This window comes from Dickeya sp. ws52, from assembly GCF_007210685.1.
Lineage (GTDB): Bacteria > Pseudomonadota > Gammaproteobacteria > Enterobacterales > Enterobacteriaceae > Dickeya > Dickeya chrysanthemi.
On the sequence record NZ_SZVX01000010.1, the window covers coordinates 41,441 to 59,672 of the forward strand.

Consider the following 18,232-nt stretch of genomic DNA (forward strand, 5'->3'; position numbering starts at 1 on the left):
ATTGGAACCCCATGACCAAATACAGTCTGCGCGCACGGATGATGATCCTGATTCTGGCCCCAACCATGCTGATCGGGTTGTTGCTCAGTAGCTTTTTCGTCATCCACCGTTACAACCAGTTGCAGGAACAGTTGGCCGATGCCGGCGCCAGCATCATCAAACCGCTGGCGGCCAACAGCGCCTATGCGTTGACCCAGCGCCAGCCGGAGTCGTTGCGGCAACTGGTCAATATGCTGCATCGTCATCATTCCGGTATTGTACGCGCCATCAGCGTATTTGATGCCCGCAACCAGTTGATCGTCACCAGCAACACCAACAGCCCTCACGGCCAGTTTTTGCTGCAAGTGCCGCCGGGCACCCCTATACCGACCATGCTACAGCTTCGAAACGAAGGGGAGTGCCTGGTGTTGCAGATGCCTATCGAAAACGAGGGCGATCTCTCCGCCAGTACCTTGATCAGCCGGCAGGCGCCGATGGGGTATGTCGCGGTCGAACTGGATTTGAACAGCATCCGGTTGCAGCAATACCGCGAGATGTTCATGGCCGCGATGCTGCTGCTGTTTTGTATGGGAGTGGCGATGTTGCTGGCTTATCGCCTGATGCGCGACGTCACCACGCCCATCCGCAACATGGTGGAAACGGTGGATCGTATCCGACGCGGTCAGTTGGACAGCCGGGTGGAAGGCTATATGCTGGGCGAACTGGACATGCTGAAAAACGGCATCAACTCGATGGCGATGTCGCTCACCGCGTATCACGAGGAGATGCAGCAAAATATCGATCAAGCCACCTATGATCTGCGCGAAACGCTCGAGCAAATGGAGATCCAGAACGTCGAGTTGGATCTGGCTAAAAAACGGGCGCAGGAAGCGGCGCGCATCAAATCCGAATTTCTGGCCAACATGTCCCACGAACTGCGCACGCCGCTTAACGGCGTCATCGGTTTCACCCGCCAGACGTTGAAAACCCAACTGACGACGACCCAGAAGGATTATCTGCAAACCATTGAGCGATCTGCCAATAATCTGCTCAACATCATCAATGACGTGCTGGATTTCTCCAAGCTGGAAGCCGGGAAATTGGTGCTGGAGAATATTCCGTTCTCGCTGCATAACACGCTGGATGAAGTGATTATGCTGCTGGCGCATACCGCCCATGAAAAAGGGCTGGAGCTCACGCTGAACATTCAGCATGACGTGCCGGAGCAGTTTGTCGGCGATCCGCTGCGTTTACAGCAAATCGTCACCAACCTGTTGGGCAACGCCATCAAATTTACCGAGCAAGGCAACATTGATATTCGCATCGAAAAGCGCAAGCAGGAAAATCTGCAGGTGCTGCTGGAAATCCAGATTAAGGATACCGGCATCGGTATCGCCGAAGCGCAACAAACCCAGCTGTTTCAGGCGTTCCGCCAGGCGGATACCAGCATTTCGCGCCAGCACGGCGGCACCGGTCTGGGGTTGGTGATCACCCAGCGGCTGGTGCGGGAAATGGGCGGTGATATCAGTTTTCACAGCAAGCCGAATCAGGGCACCACCTTCTGGTGTACCGTCAACCTGCAGTTGAACCCGCACATGCTGGAACCTGATTATCACTTTGATCGTTTGCAGGGCAAACATCTGGCCTACGTGGAAACCAACCCGGCGGCGGCCCAGGCGACGCTGGACATTCTGGTGCATACGCCGCTCACCGTCAGCTACAGCCCGACGCTGGAACAGTTGCCGGAACGGACTTTCGATATCCTGTTAATCGGCGTGCCGATCCACTTCCGCAATACGCTGCTGGATTTTACGCCGCAAATCCGCGACTTCTGCCGTCTGGCATCCAGCGTGATTCTGGCGCTGCCCAGCATGGCGGAGCTGGAAGCGGAGCAACTGATGTCGTTCGGTATTCATGCCAGCCTGAGCAAACCCATCACGGCGCCCCGGTTGCTGTCGCTGTTGCAGGATAACAGCCTGTTTAACCAGGATAATGAGGTGCATACGCTGCCGCCTCCCACGGCATCGTTCAATCGTTTGCCGCTCAATGTGATGGCGGTGGACGACAATCCGGCCAATCTGAAGCTGATTGGCGCCTTGCTGGAAGAGCAGGTGGAAAACATTATTTTGTGTGAGAACGGCGCCGACGCCATCGCCCGCGCACAGGAAACGCGTTTGGATATCATCCTGATGGATATTCAGATGCCCGGCATGGACGGGCTGCAAGCCAGCGAGCATATTCGCCGCTTACCCCAACATACGCATACGCCCATCGTCGCGGTCACCGCGCATACCATGAGCGGCGAGCGTGAAGAGCTGTTGCAATCCGGTATGGATGATTATTTGTCCAAACCGATCGACGAACAGATGCTGCGCCAGACGTTGCTAAAACACGCCGTCAAACCGCAACATCAACATCAACATCAACATCAACAGCCGGAGCCGGCTTCACCGACCATCAGCGCGCCGTCGCCGTTGTCGCTGGACTGGGATTTGGCGTTACGGCAAGCCGCCAGCAAACCGGATCTGGCACGCGACCTGCTGGCGATGTTGCTGGAGTTCCTGCCCGACGTGCGTCGTCAGGTCAATGCGGTACTGGATGGCAATCCACCGGACCATCTGGTCGACATCATTCACAAGTTGCATGGCAGTTGCAGCTATAGCGGCGTGCCGCGACTCAAACAGATTTGCCATTACCTCGAACAGTCGCTGCGTAAAGGCATGTCCGTGAACGAGCTCGAGCCGGAATGGCTGGAATTGATGGATGAAATGGCAAACGTTGAAAAGGCCGCGCGCAAACGGCTGGCAATCTCAACCTGAACCTCACGCCGCCGGCTTCGGAAAACGCGAGCGCCATCAGGCAGGCGGATGCATACAACGGCAACGCCTGCCGGTTTGATCAGCCGTCGCGACGACGGCCGGTGATTGACTCAAGCGATCGCCTGCGCCAGTTTGATGGTGGCGGCGATATTACGCGCCGTCATCCGCACGTTGTCGGCGGCGTTATCCAACGCTTCTTCCAGCGAACAGATGGTGTAGAGCACACTGAACACCGCATCAAGCCCATGGTCATGGACCACGCCCACATCCGCCGTCAGGCTGCCGGCAATGCCGATCACCGGTTTATGATAGCGTTTGGCGACCGACGCCACGCCAATCGGCACTTTGCCGTGAATAGTCTGGCTATCGATACGGCCTTCGCCGGTGATCACCAGCGAAGCATCTTTGACCAGTTCATCCAGCCCCAGCGCTTCAGTGACAATCTCGATGCCCCGCCGTAATTCTGCGCCACAGAATGCCAGCAACGCCGCACCCATACCGCCGGCGGCACCGGCGCCCGACACCTGTTCCACGTCGATATCCAAATCATGGCGGATAACGCCGGCATAGTGCTGCAATGCCTGATCCAACTGTTCCACCATCGCTTCGCTGGCGCCTTTCTGCGGCCCGAACACCGCCGATGCACCTTGTTTGCCGGTGAGCGGATTGGTGACATCGCACGCCACCTCAAACCGACACTGTTGAATACGTGGGTCCAGCGAGCGGACATCAATGTACGCCAGCCGCGCCAGTTCCGCGCCGCCGAAGCCGATCGGCTGCTTCGCCTCATCCAGCAACTGCGCACCCAACGCCTGCACCATGCCCGCGCCGCCATCATTGGTGGCGCTGCCGCCGATGCCGATAATGCAGTGGCGAACGCCGTGGTCCAGCGCGCAACGAATCAACTCGCCGGTGCCATAACTGGTGGTCAACAGCGGATTGCGCAGGTGCGGCGGCACCCGTTCCAACCCGCTGGCGGCCGCCATCTCGATAAACGCCGTTTTCTCATCACCTGACAGTCCGAAAAAGGCTTCGATATCATCGCCCAGCGGACCGGTGACGTTCACTTTGACGATTTTACCGCGGGTTGCCGCCACCATGGCCTCCACGGTTCCCTCTCCCCCGTCGGCGACCGGCAGTTTTACGTAGCTCGCCTCAGGGAACACTTCCCGAAAACCAGCTTCAATCTGCGTCGCCACTTCCTGGGCAGATAAGCTCTCTTTGTAAGAATCCGGTGCGATAACTATTTTCATAAACGACTCGCGTCATCAACTACCCGCGCTGCAGAACCGGCGCTAGTCAAAAATGTTCCGTCAACCGGGCGGCGGCGAATCTGTTACCGACGCCGCCCCGTTAACTACCGAGTGACTTCCACTTTGGCCAACTTCTCGTAATAGCGAGCCAGCGCGCTGTGGTCGGCGCCGCCTAAATCATCGGCTTTCAGCGCCTGCATCATTTCCATCACCGCCGCGGTCAACGGCAGCTGTGCGCCGACGCCGTGCGACGTATCCAACGCGTTAGCCAAATCTTTAATGTGGAGATCGATGCGGAAACCGGGTTTGAAGTTACGGTCCATCACCATAGGCGCTTTCGCATCCAGCACGGTGCTGCCTGCCAGACCGCCGCGAATCGCCTGATACACCAGATCCGGGTTCACACCGGCTTTGGTTGCCAGTACCAGCGCTTCCGACATCGCTGCGATATTCAGCGCCACGATGACCTGGTTCGCCAGTTTGGTGACGTTGCCCGCGCCGATATCACCGGTGTGCACCACCGAGCCGGCCATTGCCTTCATCACGTCGTAGCAGCGGTCAAATATCGCTTTGTCGCCGCCCACCATCACCGACAGCGTGCCGTCAATGGCTTTCGGCTCACCGCCGCTAACCGGCGCATCCAGCATGTCGACGCCTTTTTCCGCCAGAGCGGCGGCAATTTCACGGCTGGCCAACGGTGCGATGGAGCTCATGTCGATAAGGATGGTGCCTTTGCGTGCGCCTTCGATCACGCCGTTCTCACCCAGCACCACCTCTTTCACGTGAGGTGAGTTCGGCAGCATGGTAATGATGATATCGCTCTGCTCGGCGATGGCTTTCGCCGTTGCCGCCGAGGTAGCGCCCGCCGCCGTCACTTCAGCGACGGCTTCATTATTTCTATCCAGTACGACCAATGAATAACCCGCTTTAATCAGGTTTTTGCTCATCGGTTTTCCCATGATACCCAGTCCAATAAAACCAATTTTCATTGCGATAACCTCGTTGTCCATTCAGTGACATGGTCAGATATGTTGATGGCCGATGCGGCCCTGATTAATCCGAATTACTTTTTGAATTTCTCGCACAATGCCTGCGTAGCGCCGCGGAACACGCCCAGATCGCTACCGACGGCAACAAAACGCGCGCCCCATTCCAGATAACGACGGGCATCCGCTTCTACCGGCGCCAGAATACCGCTCGGTTTACCGTGGGCGGCCGCACGCTCGAAAATGTGACGAATCACTTTCTGTACTTCCGGGTGATTCGGCTGGCCCAGATACCCCAGTGCCGCCGACAAGTCGCCCGGCCCGACGAAAATACCGTCAACGCCATCGACGGCGGCAATCGCGTCCAGATTGTCCACCCCTTCCTGCGTTTCGATCTGCACCAGCACGGTGACATTGTCGTTAATGGTGGCAAAGTAGTTCGGCTCGGTGCCGTAGGCGTTACTGCGGTGACCGACCGACACGCCGCGAATCCCCGCCGGCGGATAACGGGTCGATGCAACGGCGCGAACGGCCTCTTCTTCGGTTTCCACAAAAGGAATCAGGAAGTTATAGAAACCGATATCCAGCAAACGCTTGATAATTACCGGCTCATTACAAGGCGGACGCACCACCGGCGCGCTGTGGCTGCCTTTGAGCGCCATCAGTTGCGGAATAAAGGTGTTGATGTCGTTCGGCGCGTGCTCGCCGTCCAGTACCAGCCAGTCAAACCCTGCCAGCCCCAATACCTCGGTGGAAATCGGATTAGCCAGCGCACACCAGCAACCGATCAGGGTATTTCCCTGACGTAAATCCTGGCGAAATTGGTTAGGCAACAGTGGCGTCTTCATGTTTTGTCCTTACTCTTTACCGCGCCGCCCCGGATGAGACGGCGCACCTTAATTAACGAACGGCGATGGATTAACGGACCAGGCAAGGACGTTTGTTATCAAACGTCCAGTTAGGGATCAGGTACTGCATACCGACGGCGTCGTTACGCGCGCCCAACCCCATGTTTTTATACAGCTCATGGGCTTTCATCACCTGCTCCATATCCAGCTCGACGCCCAGCCCCGGTTTCTTCGGTACTTCAACCATACCGCCGACAATCTGCAACGGCTCTTTGGTCAAACGCTGGTTGCCTTCCTGCCAAATCCAATGGGTATCAATGGCGGTGATGCGACCCGGTGCGGCGGCAGCCACGTGGGTGAACATCGCCAGTGAAATATCAAAGTGGTTGTTAGAATGCGAGCCCCAAGTCAGGCCCCATTCATGGCACATCTGCGCCACACGCACCGAGCCTTCCATCGTCCAGAAGTGCGGGTCCGCCAGCGGGATATCCACCGACTGCAGGGAAATAGTGTGCCCCATCTGACGCCAGTCGGTGGCGATCATGTTGGTGGCGGTAGGCAGGCCGGTGGCGCGACGGAATTCCGCCATCACTTCACGGCCGGAGAAACCCTGCTCGGCACCGCACGGGTCTTCGGCGTAAGCCAGCACGCCGCGCAGTTGTTTACCCAGGCGAATCGCCTCTTCCAACGACCAGGCGCCGTTCGGGTCGAGCGTAATGCGCGCCTGCGGGAAGCGTTTGGCCAGCGCCGTCACCGCTTCGGCCTCTTCGCTGCCGGCCAGCACGCCGCCTTTCAGTTTGAAATCGTTGAAGCCGTATTTTTCGTACGCGGCTTCCGCCAGACGCACTACCGTCTCCGGCGTCAGCGCTTCTTCGTGGCGCAGACGATACCAATCGCATGTTTCATTCGGCTGGCTCTGGTACGGCAGGTCGGTTTTGTTGCGATCGCCGATATAGAACAGATAACCGAGCATTTCCACCGCATCACGCTGTTGACCGTCGCCCAGCAACGCCGCCACCGGTACGTTCAGGAACTGCCCCAGCAGGTCCAGCATCGCGGCTTCAATACCGGTCACCACGTGAATAGTGGTGCGCAGGTCGAAGGTTTGCAGACCACGGCCGGAAGCATCGCGGTCGGCAAACTGATTGCGTACCGCCCTCATCACATTTTTGTATTCGCCTAACGTTTTACCCACCACCAGCGCGGCGGCATCTTCCAGCGTCTGGCGGATCTTCTCGCCGCCCGGGATTTCCCCCACGCCGGTATGACCCGCGTTGTCGTTAATGATCACGATATTACGGGTGAAGTACGGCGCGTGCGCCCCGCTGAGGTTCAGCAACATGCTGTCGTGCCCGGCGACAGGGATCACCTGCATACTGGTAATAACCGGGGTAGAACTTTGCGACGTCATGGTAATTTCCTTCTGTTAAAACGTAGAATTCTTGGGTAACTCGCGTCCGAATACCGGGCGTTTGCGATCAAATTGCCAGCCGGGGATCAGGTACTGCATCGCTGCGGCGTCATTGCGCGCGCCGCTCGGCAGTTTCTTGTGCAGGTCATGGGCTTTCATCACCTGCTCCATATCCAGTTCAATCCCCAGCCCTGGACGGTCCGGCACCTTGATTTTGCCGTTAACGATTTGTAGCGGCTCTTTGGTCAGGTGCTGGCCTTCTTGCCAGATCCAGTGAGTATCGATAGCGGTCGGTTTGCCCGGCACCGCGGCGCCCACATGGGTGAACATCGCCAGCGAAATATCGAAGTGGTTGTTGGAGTGACAACCCCAGGTCAGCCCCCACTCATCGCACAGTTGCGCCACTCGCACCGCGCCGTGCATGGTCCAGAAGTGCGGATCTGCCAGCGGGATATCCACCGCCTGCAGCATCACGGCGTGGTTCATTTCACGCCAGTTGGTGGCAATCATGTTGGTGGCGACCGGCAGCCCAGTAGCGCGACGGAACTCCGCCATCACTTCACGGCCGGAGAAACCTTGCTCCGCGCCGCAGGGGTCTTCTGCGTAAGTCAGCACATCATTGAGGCCTTTACACAAGCCGATCGCTTCATCAAGCAGCCAGGCGCCGTTCGGGTCTACCGTGATGCGGGCATCCGGGAAGCGCTTTTTCAACGCTTTCACAGCGTCGATTTCCAGCTCGCCCGGCAACACGCCGCCTTTCAGTTTGAAGTCTTTGAAACCGTAACGATCGGCCGCCGCTTCCGCTAACCGCACCACGGCCTCGCTGTCCATAGCCTTCTGATGGCGCAGGTGATACCACGGATGTTTACCCTGCTCACCTTCCAGATAGGGCAAATCGGTTTTAGTGCGATCGCCGATATAGAACAGGTAGCCCAGTACCGTGACTTCGTCGCGCTGTTTGCCCGGCCCCAGCAACTCAGCCACCGGCACATTCAGGTGCTGCCCCAGCAGGTCCAGCAGGGCGGCTTCCAGTGCGGCGACAGCGTTGACCCGCAATTCGAACGTCCAGGCGCCTTTGCCGAACGAGTCGAAATCCGAAGACTGGTTGCCTTTGTGTACCTGGTGTACCAGGTGGTTCATGCGCGCTACCTGAGACCCGACCACCTGTGACGTCATCGCCGTCAGCGTGTTGTAGATCACCTCGCCGCCCGGTGCTTCACCAACGCCGGTGTGACCGGCGTTGTCTTTCAGAATCACGATGTTGCGGGTGAAATACGCCCCGTGCGCACCGCCAATATTGAGCAACATGCTGTCATAACCTGCGACAGGGATGACTTTCATGTCGGTAATGACAGGGGTATCTTGCGTACTGCTCATGTTCTCGTCCTTACCCTACATCAGTTGGGTTTATAAGGTTTCAGCTCGATACGCTTGATGTCCTGCACAATGAACAGGAAGCTCAGAACCGCCACCAGCGCATGAACACCAACATAAATCAGGCCGCCGTTGAAAGAACCGGTACTACCGACGATGTAGCCGATGGCGATAGGCGTAACGATGCCGGAGATATTGCCGAACATATTGAACAAACCACCGCTCAGGCCGCTGATTTCTTTCGGCGCCGTATCCGCCATCACCGCCCAACCCAGCGCGCCGATGCCTTTACCGAAGAACGCCATCGCCATGACTGCGATAACCACCCACTCCGTGGTGACGTAGTTACAAATCACCATCGACATAGAGAGCAACATTCCCAGCACAATCGGCGTCTTACGGGCGATAGTGAGAGACTGGGTACGGCGCATCAGGTAATCGGAAATCACACCGCCCAGCACACCGCCGACAAACCCACAGATGGCCGGAATCGATGCCACAAACCCGGCTTTCAAAATCGACATGCCGCGTGCCTGAACCAGATACACCGGGAACCAGGTAATAAAGAAGTAGGTCAGCGCATTGATGCAGTATTGGCCGAGATACACGCCCATCATCATGCGTGAGCTCAGTAATTGTTTAATCTGGTGCCATTTCTCGCCGCGAGCGACCTCTTTTTTCGCCGCTACCGCATCCATGTTGACCAGCGCGCCGCCCGCTTCGATGTATTCCAGTTCAGCTTTGTTCACACGCGGATGATCTTTCGGGTCGTGAATGACTTTCAGCCACAGGAAACTGATGATGATACCGAGACCACCCATGAACCAGAACACGTGCGCCCAACCCACTTCATGCGTCAGCCAGCCCATGATCGGGGCGAAGATAACGGTGGCGAAGTACTGAGCAGAGTTGAAGATGGAAACGGCGGTGCCGCGTTCCTGCGCCGGGAACCAGGCTGCCACAATACGGCTGTTGCCGGGGAATGACGGGGATTCACACAACCCCACCATAAAACGCAGCATAAACAACGAAATGACGATCGCCGAACCGTGGAAGATGTCGACGAACCCTTGCAACAGGGTAAACAGCGACCAGGTGAAAATGCTCCAGAAGTAGACGCGCTTGGAACCAAAACGGTCAAGCAGCCAGCCACCGGGGATTTGGCCTATTACATAAGCCCATGAAAATGCAGAGAAGATATAGCCCATGCCGACGGCATCAAGACCAATATCTTTGGACATGGCGGAGCCGGCGATGGAAATCGTGGCGCGGTCGCCATAGTTGAATGACGTGACGATAAACAGCATCACGACAATCCAGTAACGGGCGTTGGTTTTCTTTTGTAGTACGCCGGCTGCTGTGCTGACGGTATTCATGATGAACTCCTACTTTCAGATAGCGGTTAGCTCATTCATTCCGAATAACCACACAATACAATGTAGGGTTGAGTTACCAGAATGAAATCAAGAGTCGGTAATGGTTTGAAACCTGAGCAAAGGAAAAACAGAACAGCAAAAATAAACCACGAGACCTCTTCGACTTCTGGCAACAATTATAAAGAGCGAAGAGAGGCGCCTCACTGGACAAGCGCCCAACGATCACCACCCCAAACAACATGGATTATGGCAATCGCCTAACACATTGGGAGTCATTTCACGAAAACATCGCTCTTTGCCATTTCGATCACAAAACGCAGCGATGAGAAAAACCAGAAAGAATGCAGAGGAAGGCAGGCTGACGGAATAATGTGACAAGTCTCACTGCATATTGTTTCTTCGCCAGAGAAATTAAGCACAGCGCATCAGGATGTCGGTCAATTGCATAATGCCTGTCGGTAGAAAGCTCACCTATACTGATGCCGAGCAAAGTCATTATTAGCAGTAACAGCGAAAATAAACCGCGCGTTATACCCAAAATAATTCGAGTTGCAGGAAGGCGGCGACGCAGTGAATCCCCGGGAGCTTACATCAGTAAGTGACTGGGGTGAGCGAGGAAAGCCAACGAACCTGCAACTTGAAGTATGACGGGTATATAATTTTAACCAGCGTTAAATACCCTAAATCATTCAAGTTTCAGCAAAGCTGATGACGGGTATAACATATGAAGGTTAGCGCCATGTCAGATAATACAACAACGAGTGTGGCCAGTGAGCGGCCGCTTTATATCAAGGTCCATGAGTCTGACAATGTTGCCATTGTCGTCAACAATAACGGCCTGAAAGCCGGTACTCGATTCAGTTGCGGTCTGGAACTGAAAGAGCATGTGCCACAAGGCCACAAGGTCGCGTTGAGCGATATCGCTCTTGGTGCGCCGATCGTACGTTACGGTGAAATCATCGGTTACGCGCTCAGAGACATCGCACGCGGCAGTTGGATCGACGAATCGCTGGTGGAATTACCCAGCGCGCCGGCACTGGAGACGCTACCGTTGGCCACCCGGGTTCCGCCGGCGTTGCCGCCGCTGGAAGGTTTTACCTTCGAAGGCTACCGCAATCCGGATGGTAGCGTCGGCACCAAAAACCTGCTCGGCATCACCACCAGCGTGCACTGTGTTGCCGGTGTGGTGGATTATGTCGTCAGTCTGATAGAACGCGACCTGTTGCCTCGCTACCCCAACGTAGACGGCGTCGTGGCGCTGAACCATCTTTATGGCTGTGGCGTGGCGATCAATGCCCCGGCGGCGGTCGTGCCGATCCGCACCATTCACAATCTGGCGTTAAACCCGAATTTCGGCGGCGAAGTGCTGGTAGTCGGCCTTGGTTGCGAAAAACTTCAGCCGGAACGCCTGCTGCAAGGCACACCTGACGTACAAGCCATTTCGCTTGATGATACCAGCATTGTGCGTTTGCAAGATGAACACCATGTCGGATTCAAATCGATGGTGGACGATATCCTGAGCATGGCGGACAAACATCTGCAGCGTCTCAACCGCCGTCAGCGCGAAACGATACCGGCGTCTGAGCTGGTCGTCGGTATGCAGTGCGGCGGCAGCGACGCCTTTTCCGGCGTGACTGCCAACCCGGCGGTAGGATTTGCTTCCGACTTGTTGGTACGCTGCGGCGCCACAGTGATGTTTTCCGAAGTCACCGAAGTCCGCGACGCCATCCATTTACTGACGCCGCGCGCCATTAATGAAGACGTCGGTAAACGCCTGCTGGAAGAGATGGCCTGGTATGACGATTATCTGGACAGCGGCAAGACCGATCGCAGCGCCAACCCGTCGCCCGGCAACAAAAAAGGCGGCCTGGCCAACGTGGTGGAAAAAGCGTTGGGCTCCATCGCCAAATCCGGCACCAGCGCGATTGTTGAAGTGCTGTCGCCCGGTCAGCGCCCGACCAAACGCGGTTTGATTTACGCAGCGACTCCGGCCAGCGATTTTGTGTGCGGCACTCAGCAGTTGGCTTCCGGCATCACGGTGCAGGTATTTACCACCGGACGCGGTACGCCTTACGGTTTGAAAGCCGTGCCGGTTATCAAAATGGCGACGCGTTCGGCGTTGGCGGAACGCTGGCATGACCTGATGGACATCAATGCCGGCACCATCGCCACCGGCGAAGCCAGTATTGAGGATGTGGGCTGGGAGTTATTCCACTTTATTTTGGATATCGCCAGTGGTAAGAAAAAGACCTGGTCTGATCAATGGGGCCTGCATAACGCCCTGTCGGTGTTTAACCCGGCGCCGGTTACCTGATCGATTTCCACATTAACAAACCGACTTATTCGCCATCGGATAAAACATTCGATGGCGAAAATTTTAAATAAACATCCCGCCATCACACGCAAATTATTTGATTCATCATCCACAAAAATTACCGTACTTTTTTCATTACCGCCCATTATCCCCTTTAAATAATCGGGCCTATTTTCTTTTATTCCATAAAGCACTTTTTCGTTATTTATGTTAATGAAAAGTTTTTTATTGTAATGATGACTTTAATAAAAAATCGAGCAATATTTAATAAAGTTAAACCGGGTAAAAAAATCGCTGTTCAAAAAATGATTTGATTGACAATTCAAAGGGTCAAAGCATAAATTCCTCCCTACAAAAAAGGAATAATATTACTTAAGGATGCTTTATCATTTTAAGCGCCCTTTTTTCGTCTCTTTATCGCCGTGACATACCCTAAATAATTCGAGTTGCAAGGAAAGGCGCTCACGTGCCGCACGTTAGCCCTTCTATTCTCACGGCATATTACTGACACATGGCATGACTGACACATAGCATCGGGATTTCTAATGAGGGTTAATACACCTATTACACAACAGGAATACCTGTTGGATGACAACACGACATTAATGTCGACCACAGATGTTAAAAGCCACATCACTTACGCCAATTCGGCGTTTATCCATATCAGTGGGTTTGATGAACATGAACTGATAGGCACATCGCATAATATTGTGCGCCATCCTGATATGCCCACCGAAGCGTTCGCCGATATGTGGTACACCTTGCAACAAGGGGACAGTTGGACAGGGCTGGTAAAAAACCGCCGCAAGAACGGCGATCACTATTGGGTTCGCGCCAACGTCACACCGGTTTATCATCACAATCGGTTGACCGGCTATATTTCGGTTCGCAATACCCCCAAGGCGGAAGAAATTCGTGCCGCCGAACCGCTGTATGAAGCGGTACAGAAAAAGCAGGCGCGCCATATCCGGTTTTATAAAGGGCTGGTGGTCCGCACCGGGCCCTTCTCGATATTATCGTTATTTCAGCGCTTATCGGTACGCTGGCGGTTACGGCTGGCGGTGCTGCTTGGCGGGCTGATGCCTCTGGCCCTCACGTTATTGGGCATCGGTACAATACCGTCTATTATCGCAACGCTGCTGCTCATGGTGCTGCTGGACCAATTTCTGCAACAGCAAATCGCCCGTCCGTTGCGTTTGATTCTCCGTCAGGCACAACAAGTCGTGTCCGGCCGTCGGGCGGACGGTGTCCATCTCAACCGGGTAGACGACATCGGTCTGTTACTGCGGGTCGTCAACCAATTCGGTCTGAATCTGCATTCATTGGTCAACGATGTCAGTACGCAGGTGGCGGGTATCAACAGCGTCAGTCAGCAATTGGCCGACGGCAACGGCGACCTGAGCACGCGTACCGAGGAAACCGCCGCCAATCTGCAGCAAACGGCGGCGGCTATCGAACAGATTACGGTAGCGGTACACCAAAGCGCCGATACCGCTACCCAAGCGACGCTGATGGCGCAAAATGCCAGTCATGCCGCCCGTAAAGGCGGCGATATCATGGCCGAAGCCGTGGGTATGATGGAGGCTATCTCAAATGCCAGCCGCAAAATCGTCGACATCATCGGCGTCATCGACAGTATTGCTTTTCAGACCAACATTCTGGCGCTGAATGCGGCGGTAGAAGCTGCGCGCGCCGGCGTAGAAGGACGCGGTTTTGCGGTTGTGGCGGCGGAAGTTCGCAATCTGGCGCAGCATTCCGCTTCCGCCGCGCGCGAAATCAAGACATTGATCGATGCCAACATGGCCAGCGTTGAAACCGGTAGCGCACTGGTGGACAACGCCGGGCTGCATATTCAGGACATTATCAATGATGTGCAGCAGGTCGCCGCGATGATAGGCGAGATCAGCAACGCCACCCGGGAACAAACCGAAGCGTTAACACTGATCAATGGTTCTATCGCCCAGATTGAGCAGATGACCGCCGGCAACACCAGCATGGTCGATCAGTCAGCCGAATTCGCCACCAGCCTCAGCCAACAGGCGCTGCGATTAACCGATGCAATTAATGTCTACGGGAAATGATGTCAGGCATAAAGATACAATTCTTTACCTCTGTATCCTGTGCAAAGAGTAGCCAGAGCTGACTTTTTGGTTAATACTTACTCATAGAATCGCGCCAGGTGCCGATAATAGAGATAGCAGGGACATCCCCCTGCAAAGACGACCTAATCAGGAGGATGTATGCTGAGTCCAATTACCAGCTCTGCGTTTGCAGTGATGCCGGTGCCAGCATCCACCAGCGTCGAAACCAATACTGAACAAAAGGTTTCCGAACGTAATCTGCAAAACCTGAAAGCCGCCGAGACATCGGGCGAAAGTACCAAAAAACAGCAGGAAACGACGATTAACGGGCAACAACAATCAATGCAAGCTCAGATTGTTGTCATGCAAGGCCAGATTGCTCAGTTGCAAAGCCAGCAGGTGCCGCCGCAGGAAAGCAAACCGATGGTCAGGCCGGTTGAAGGCGTTAATCGCCCCTCGGCCGAACATGCGATCGATATTTATATCTGATCGGTCTGCCAGAGAAATGACACGATAACCCAGCCCGCTGCCAACTCAGCGGGTTTTGCTTTTCCGGCTAGTGGTGAATGCTCAACAAGTTGGATAAGTGATTGGGATGAATGATAAATCGGCATTTACTCATGTGAATGTCACCAACGGTAGCCTGTCGGGCATGGCCCAATGATAAAATAGCCCAATGATGAATATGAAACTTGATGCATAAAGGGCGCTATCCCTATCAAGTCGCGGCATAACGCATTTATCTGTGCTCAGTGCCCGCCAGGCTGGAGAATACCCGCTAATGGTCGGTCGCTCAGTTAGTTTCGACATGTTACTATCAAGACGAATTTGTCAAGAAAGTGAAAAGCTCATTAAAGCCATTGCAGCGTGACGCCGATAACAGCGTAGCTATTATGGCTATTTTCAGGAGGAATTTATGGCAAGCTCTATAGGCTCAGCAACAGCAGCCGCCTCGGCATCATCAGGCAGCAGTAGCACCGGTATTAATCAGCAGATTTCCCAGTTACGCGAGGAAATTCAAGCGCTGACCAAGCAATCACTTCAGTTGACCCAGCAAGCGAAAGAAGCGACGACCGATCAAGAGCGTCAAATAATTACACAACAGCAAGCTATGATTCAGGCGCAAATTCAGCAGCTTCAGGCACAAATCCAGCAGTTGCAGCAGCAAAAATCACAGCAGAATCAGCTGTCGGAAGCCTCTTCCGCTCTGTCGTCGAGCCAGCCTCAGGAAGGCGTCAATATGCCGACGGACGAGAACAGCGTCAATATTTACATCTAATCCTGTATTCGGCTGATTATCGCCTGGCATGAACGAAAGCATCATTTATCATTCTGATTAATGATGCTTTTTTGTTTTCAGGAAACACGTCCGGCGGGTAACGCGAATGATTGAGGCCAGAGACGCCGGAAAGCAGGAACCTGTGCGGTCGCCGAACATCAGCGCTTGCCCGGCAACGCGCCAAAACTCACGCCAAAACTACAGTATGCGCAGATAACAAAGGATCAGGATGAGGAGCGACGCAGAGGCTTCACCAAGCCTTGCAGCCCTTCCATCTTGATCGCAAGCGTAATCTGCATCAACTCGCCTAACCGCCCTGCCGGAAATTCGCCCTTGCGGGCGAACCATAAAAGATACTCTTCCGGCAAATCAATGAGCATTCGGCCTTTATATTTGCCGAACGGCATCGGCGTATTGGCGATTGCCAGCAGATCCTCTTTTTCCATACGGACTCACCCCAGCAGACGCATCATCTCCGCTTCATCAATGACGTCAATACCCAGCTCTTGCGCTTTGGTCAGCTTGGAACCGGCAGCTTCGCCGGCGATGACCAGATCGGTTTTCTTCGACACGCTGCCGCTGACCTTCGCTCCCAGCGCGGTAAGACGATCTTTGGCTTCATCACGGGACAACAGACTCAGCGAGCCAGTCAATACCACGGTTTTGCCGGCAAACGGGCTCGTTGACGCTTCAACATCCACCACCACCGGATCCGGCCAGTGAAGACCGACATCATCGCCGATCAATTCCTGAATCACCTGCTGATTGTGCGCCTCATCAAGAAAATTGCGCACATGCGTCGCTACCACGATGCCGACATCCTGCACCTGCTGCAAAGCGTCCAGATCGGCCGCCTGCAACGCTTCCAGCGTACCGAAATGTGCCGCCAGATTTGCTGCCGTCGCCTCTCCCACGTCACGAATACCTAACGCGTACAGGAAACGGGCAAACGTGGTGGATTTGGCTTTGTTCAGCGCATTGACCAGGTTCTGTGCCGACTTCGGCCCCATGCGATCCAACCGGGTAAGAATGCCGATATCCAGACGAAGCAGATCCGCCGGCGTCTTGACGTACTCTTTGTCTACCAACTGGTCGATAATTTTATCGCCCATGCCTTCCACATCCAACGCGCGGCGTGAAACAAAGTGCTTCAGCGCTTCTTTACGTTGTGCGGCGCAGAACAGGCCACCGGTACAGCGGGCGACCGCTTCGCCTTCCACACGCTCCACATCAGAGCCACACACCGGGCAATGAGTAGGAAATACTACTGGTCGGGCATCCGCCGGACGTTCAGACAGCACCACACTCACGATCTGCGGGATGACGTCACCCGCACGACGTACCGCGACCCGGTCGCCGATCTGCACCCCCAGACGTTCGATTTCATCAGCATTGTGTAGCGTGGCATTGCTGACCACCACCCCGGCGACGGCTACCGGCTCCAGTCGCGCCACCGGCGTAATCGCACCGGTACGGCCGACCTGAAACTCAACGTCTCGCAGCCAGGTCAGTTGCTCCTGTGCCGGAAACTTGAATGCCACCGCCCAACGCGGCGCACGCGCCACAAAGCCCAGCCGTTCCTGTAACGTCAGTTCGTTGACCTTGATCACCACGCCATCGATGTCGAACCCCAGCGCCCCGCGTTCCTGCTCGACCTGACGATAGAAATCCAACACCGCGTCACTGCCGGTACACAAACGAATGCGATCGCTGACCGGCAGCCCCCAATCGCGGAATTGCATTAAACGCTGCCAGTGGGTATCCGGCAGGGCTCCGCCTTCCACCAACCCAACGCCGTAACACAGGAAGGTCAACGGGCGAGTGGCGGTAACGCGCGGATCCAACTGGCGCAATGAACCCGCCGCCGCATTGCGTGGATTGGCGAACACTTTACCGCCGGTGCGGCGCGCTTCCTCATTCAGGGCCTCAAAACCCTTGTGCTTCATGAATACTTCGCCGCGTACTTCCAGCCGCTGCGGGATAGTATCGCCGTGTAAACGCAACGGAATCGCGCCGATGGTGCGAATGTTGGCGGTGATATTTTCTCCCGTCGACCCATCGCCGCGGGTCGCGGCGCGTACCAGCACACCGTTCTCATACAGCAGGCTGACCGCCAATCCATCAAGCTTCAACTCGCAGCAAAACGTCAGCTCGCCATCGTGTTTCAACCGGTCATTGATGCGCTTGCTGAACGCCAGAAAACTGGTTTCGTCAAAGACGTTATCCAACGACAGCATCGGCACTTCATGTGCGACCGTATCAAACGCATCCAGCGGCGCGGCGCCGACCCGTTGCGTCGGCGAATCCGGCGTCACCCGTTCAGGATGCGCCTGTTCCAGCACTTTCAGCGCATTCATCAGCTTGTCATATTCTGCGTCAGGAATTTCCGGCGCATCTTCGACGTGATATTTGTACTCGTGATAGCGCAATTGAGCGCGCAGCGCTTCAATCTGCACCGATACAGTAGAGATATCGTTAGCAGGCTTCGACTCTTTTTCCAGCATAGGCGCGC

The 18,232-nt window shown here is 55.3% G+C and carries 13 protein-coding genes; 5 read left to right on the forward strand and 8 right to left on the reverse strand.

Going from position 1 to position 18,232, the window contains the following annotated elements; translation table 11 throughout:
* Window positions 1–11: 11 nt before the first annotated feature.
* Window positions 12–2,798 (forward strand): two-component sensor histidine kinase BarA, encoded by a 2,787-nt coding sequence (gene barA / locus FDP13_RS11270; protein ID WP_143839466.1) that lies wholly within the window; start codon window positions 12–14, stop codon window positions 2,796–2,798.
* A gap of 110 nt (window positions 2,799–2,908) precedes the next feature.
* Here the strand turns inward: barA and FDP13_RS11275 are convergent, their stop codons facing one another.
* The 6 genes from FDP13_RS11275 to FDP13_RS11300 form a co-directional block, all read right to left on the reverse strand.
* Window positions 2,909–4,051 (reverse strand): glycerate kinase, encoded by a 1,143-nt coding sequence (locus tag FDP13_RS11275; protein ID WP_027711047.1) that lies wholly within the window; start codon window positions 4,049–4,051, stop codon window positions 2,909–2,911.
* A gap of 104 nt (window positions 4,052–4,155) precedes the next feature.
* Window positions 4,156–5,046 (reverse strand): 2-hydroxy-3-oxopropionate reductase, encoded by an 891-nt coding sequence (garR, locus tag FDP13_RS11280; RefSeq protein WP_033577773.1) that lies wholly within the window; start codon window positions 5,044–5,046, stop codon window positions 4,156–4,158.
* A 68-nt stretch (window positions 5,047–5,114) separates the two neighbouring features.
* Complete coding sequence (gene garL, locus FDP13_RS11285; RefSeq protein ID WP_027711045.1) at window positions 5,115–5,885, reverse strand: 2-dehydro-3-deoxyglucarate aldolase; 771 nt, start codon at window positions 5,883–5,885, stop codon at window positions 5,115–5,117.
* A gap of 70 nt (window positions 5,886–5,955) precedes the next feature.
* A complete protein-coding gene (gudD, locus tag FDP13_RS11290) occupies window positions 5,956–7,296 on the reverse strand; it encodes a glucarate dehydratase (protein WP_033577768.1) in 1,341 nt (446 codons plus the stop codon).
* A 15-nt stretch (window positions 7,297–7,311) separates the two neighbouring features.
* A complete protein-coding gene (locus tag FDP13_RS11295; protein ID WP_033577767.1) occupies window positions 7,312–8,673 on the reverse strand; it encodes an enolase C-terminal domain-like protein in 1,362 nt (453 codons plus the stop codon).
* A 20-nt stretch (window positions 8,674–8,693) separates the two neighbouring features.
* Entirely contained in the window at window positions 8,694–10,046 is a 1,353-nt protein-coding gene (locus FDP13_RS11300) for an MFS transporter (protein WP_033577766.1), read from the reverse strand.
* Between the two features lie 724 nt (window positions 10,047–10,770).
* On the opposite strand from FDP13_RS11300, the gene garD reads away from it, so the two are divergent.
* From garD to FDP13_RS11325, 4 genes are all read left to right on the forward strand, one after another.
* On the forward strand, window positions 10,771–12,360 hold the full coding sequence (gene garD, locus FDP13_RS11310) for a galactarate dehydratase (RefSeq protein WP_370512555.1): 1,590 nt from the start codon (window positions 10,771–10,773) through the stop codon (window positions 12,358–12,360).
* A gap of 545 nt (window positions 12,361–12,905) precedes the next feature.
* Entirely contained in the window at window positions 12,906–14,441 is a 1,536-nt protein-coding gene (locus tag FDP13_RS11315) for a PAS domain-containing methyl-accepting chemotaxis protein (protein WP_143839467.1), read from the forward strand.
* A 159-nt stretch (window positions 14,442–14,600) separates the two neighbouring features.
* Window positions 14,601–14,930, forward strand: coding sequence for a FlxA-like family protein (locus FDP13_RS11320; RefSeq protein ID WP_143839468.1), 330 nt, complete (start codon window positions 14,601–14,603; stop codon window positions 14,928–14,930).
* A 427-nt stretch (window positions 14,931–15,357) separates the two neighbouring features.
* Window positions 15,358–15,720 carry a FlxA-like family protein gene (locus tag FDP13_RS11325; protein WP_033577763.1) on the forward strand — a complete coding sequence of 121 codons (363 nt, stop codon included), beginning with the start codon at window positions 15,358–15,360 and terminating at the stop codon, window positions 15,718–15,720.
* Window positions 15,721–15,944: 224 nt separating this feature from the next.
* Here FDP13_RS11325 and FDP13_RS11330 read toward each other — a convergent pair whose 3' ends face one another.
* Window positions 15,945–16,166, reverse strand: coding sequence for a DUF3820 family protein (locus tag FDP13_RS11330; protein WP_027711038.1), 222 nt, complete (start codon window positions 16,164–16,166; stop codon window positions 15,945–15,947).
* Window positions 16,167–16,172: 6 nt separating this feature from the next.
* Complete coding sequence (ligA, locus tag FDP13_RS11335; RefSeq protein ID WP_143839469.1) at window positions 16,173–18,224, reverse strand: NAD-dependent DNA ligase LigA; 2,052 nt, start codon at window positions 18,222–18,224, stop codon at window positions 16,173–16,175.
* Between the last annotated feature and the right edge of the window lie 8 nt (window positions 18,225–18,232).

Bases quoted from the DNA above. Each gene is read 5' to 3' on its own strand.
- gudD (WP_033577768.1), bottom strand. From the start codon at position 7,296: ATGACGTCGCAAAGTTCTACCCCGGTTATTACCAGTATGCAGGTGATC.
- FDP13_RS11295 (WP_033577767.1), bottom strand. From the start codon at position 8,673: ATGAGCAGTACGCAAGATACCCCTGTCATTACCGACATGAAAGTCATC.
- barA (WP_143839466.1), top strand. From the start codon at position 12: ATGACCAAATACAGTCTGCGCGCACGGATGATGATCCTGATTCTGGCC.
- FDP13_RS11275 (WP_027711047.1), bottom strand. From the start codon at position 4,051: ATGAAAATAGTTATCGCACCGGATTCTTACAAAGAGAGCTTATCTGCC.
- FDP13_RS11325 (WP_033577763.1), top strand. From the start codon at position 15,358: ATGGCAAGCTCTATAGGCTCAGCAACAGCAGCCGCCTCGGCATCATCA.
- garL (WP_027711045.1), bottom strand. From the start codon at position 5,885: ATGAAGACGCCACTGTTGCCTAACCAATTTCGCCAGGATTTACGTCAG.
- garD (WP_370512555.1), top strand. From the start codon at position 10,771: ATGAAGGTTAGCGCCATGTCAGATAATACAACAACGAGTGTGGCCAGT.
- FDP13_RS11315 (WP_143839467.1), top strand. From the start codon at position 12,906: ATGAGGGTTAATACACCTATTACACAACAGGAATACCTGTTGGATGAC.
- FDP13_RS11330 (WP_027711038.1), bottom strand. From the start codon at position 16,166: ATGGAAAAAGAGGATCTGCTGGCAATCGCCAATACGCCGATGCCGTTC.
- FDP13_RS11320 (WP_143839468.1), top strand. From the start codon at position 14,601: ATGCTGAGTCCAATTACCAGCTCTGCGTTTGCAGTGATGCCGGTGCCA.
- ligA (WP_143839469.1), bottom strand. From the start codon at position 18,224: ATGCTGGAAAAAGAGTCGAAGCCTGCTAACGATATCTCTACTGTATCG.
- FDP13_RS11300 (WP_033577766.1), bottom strand. From the start codon at position 10,046: ATGAATACCGTCAGCACAGCAGCCGGCGTACTACAAAAGAAAACCAAC.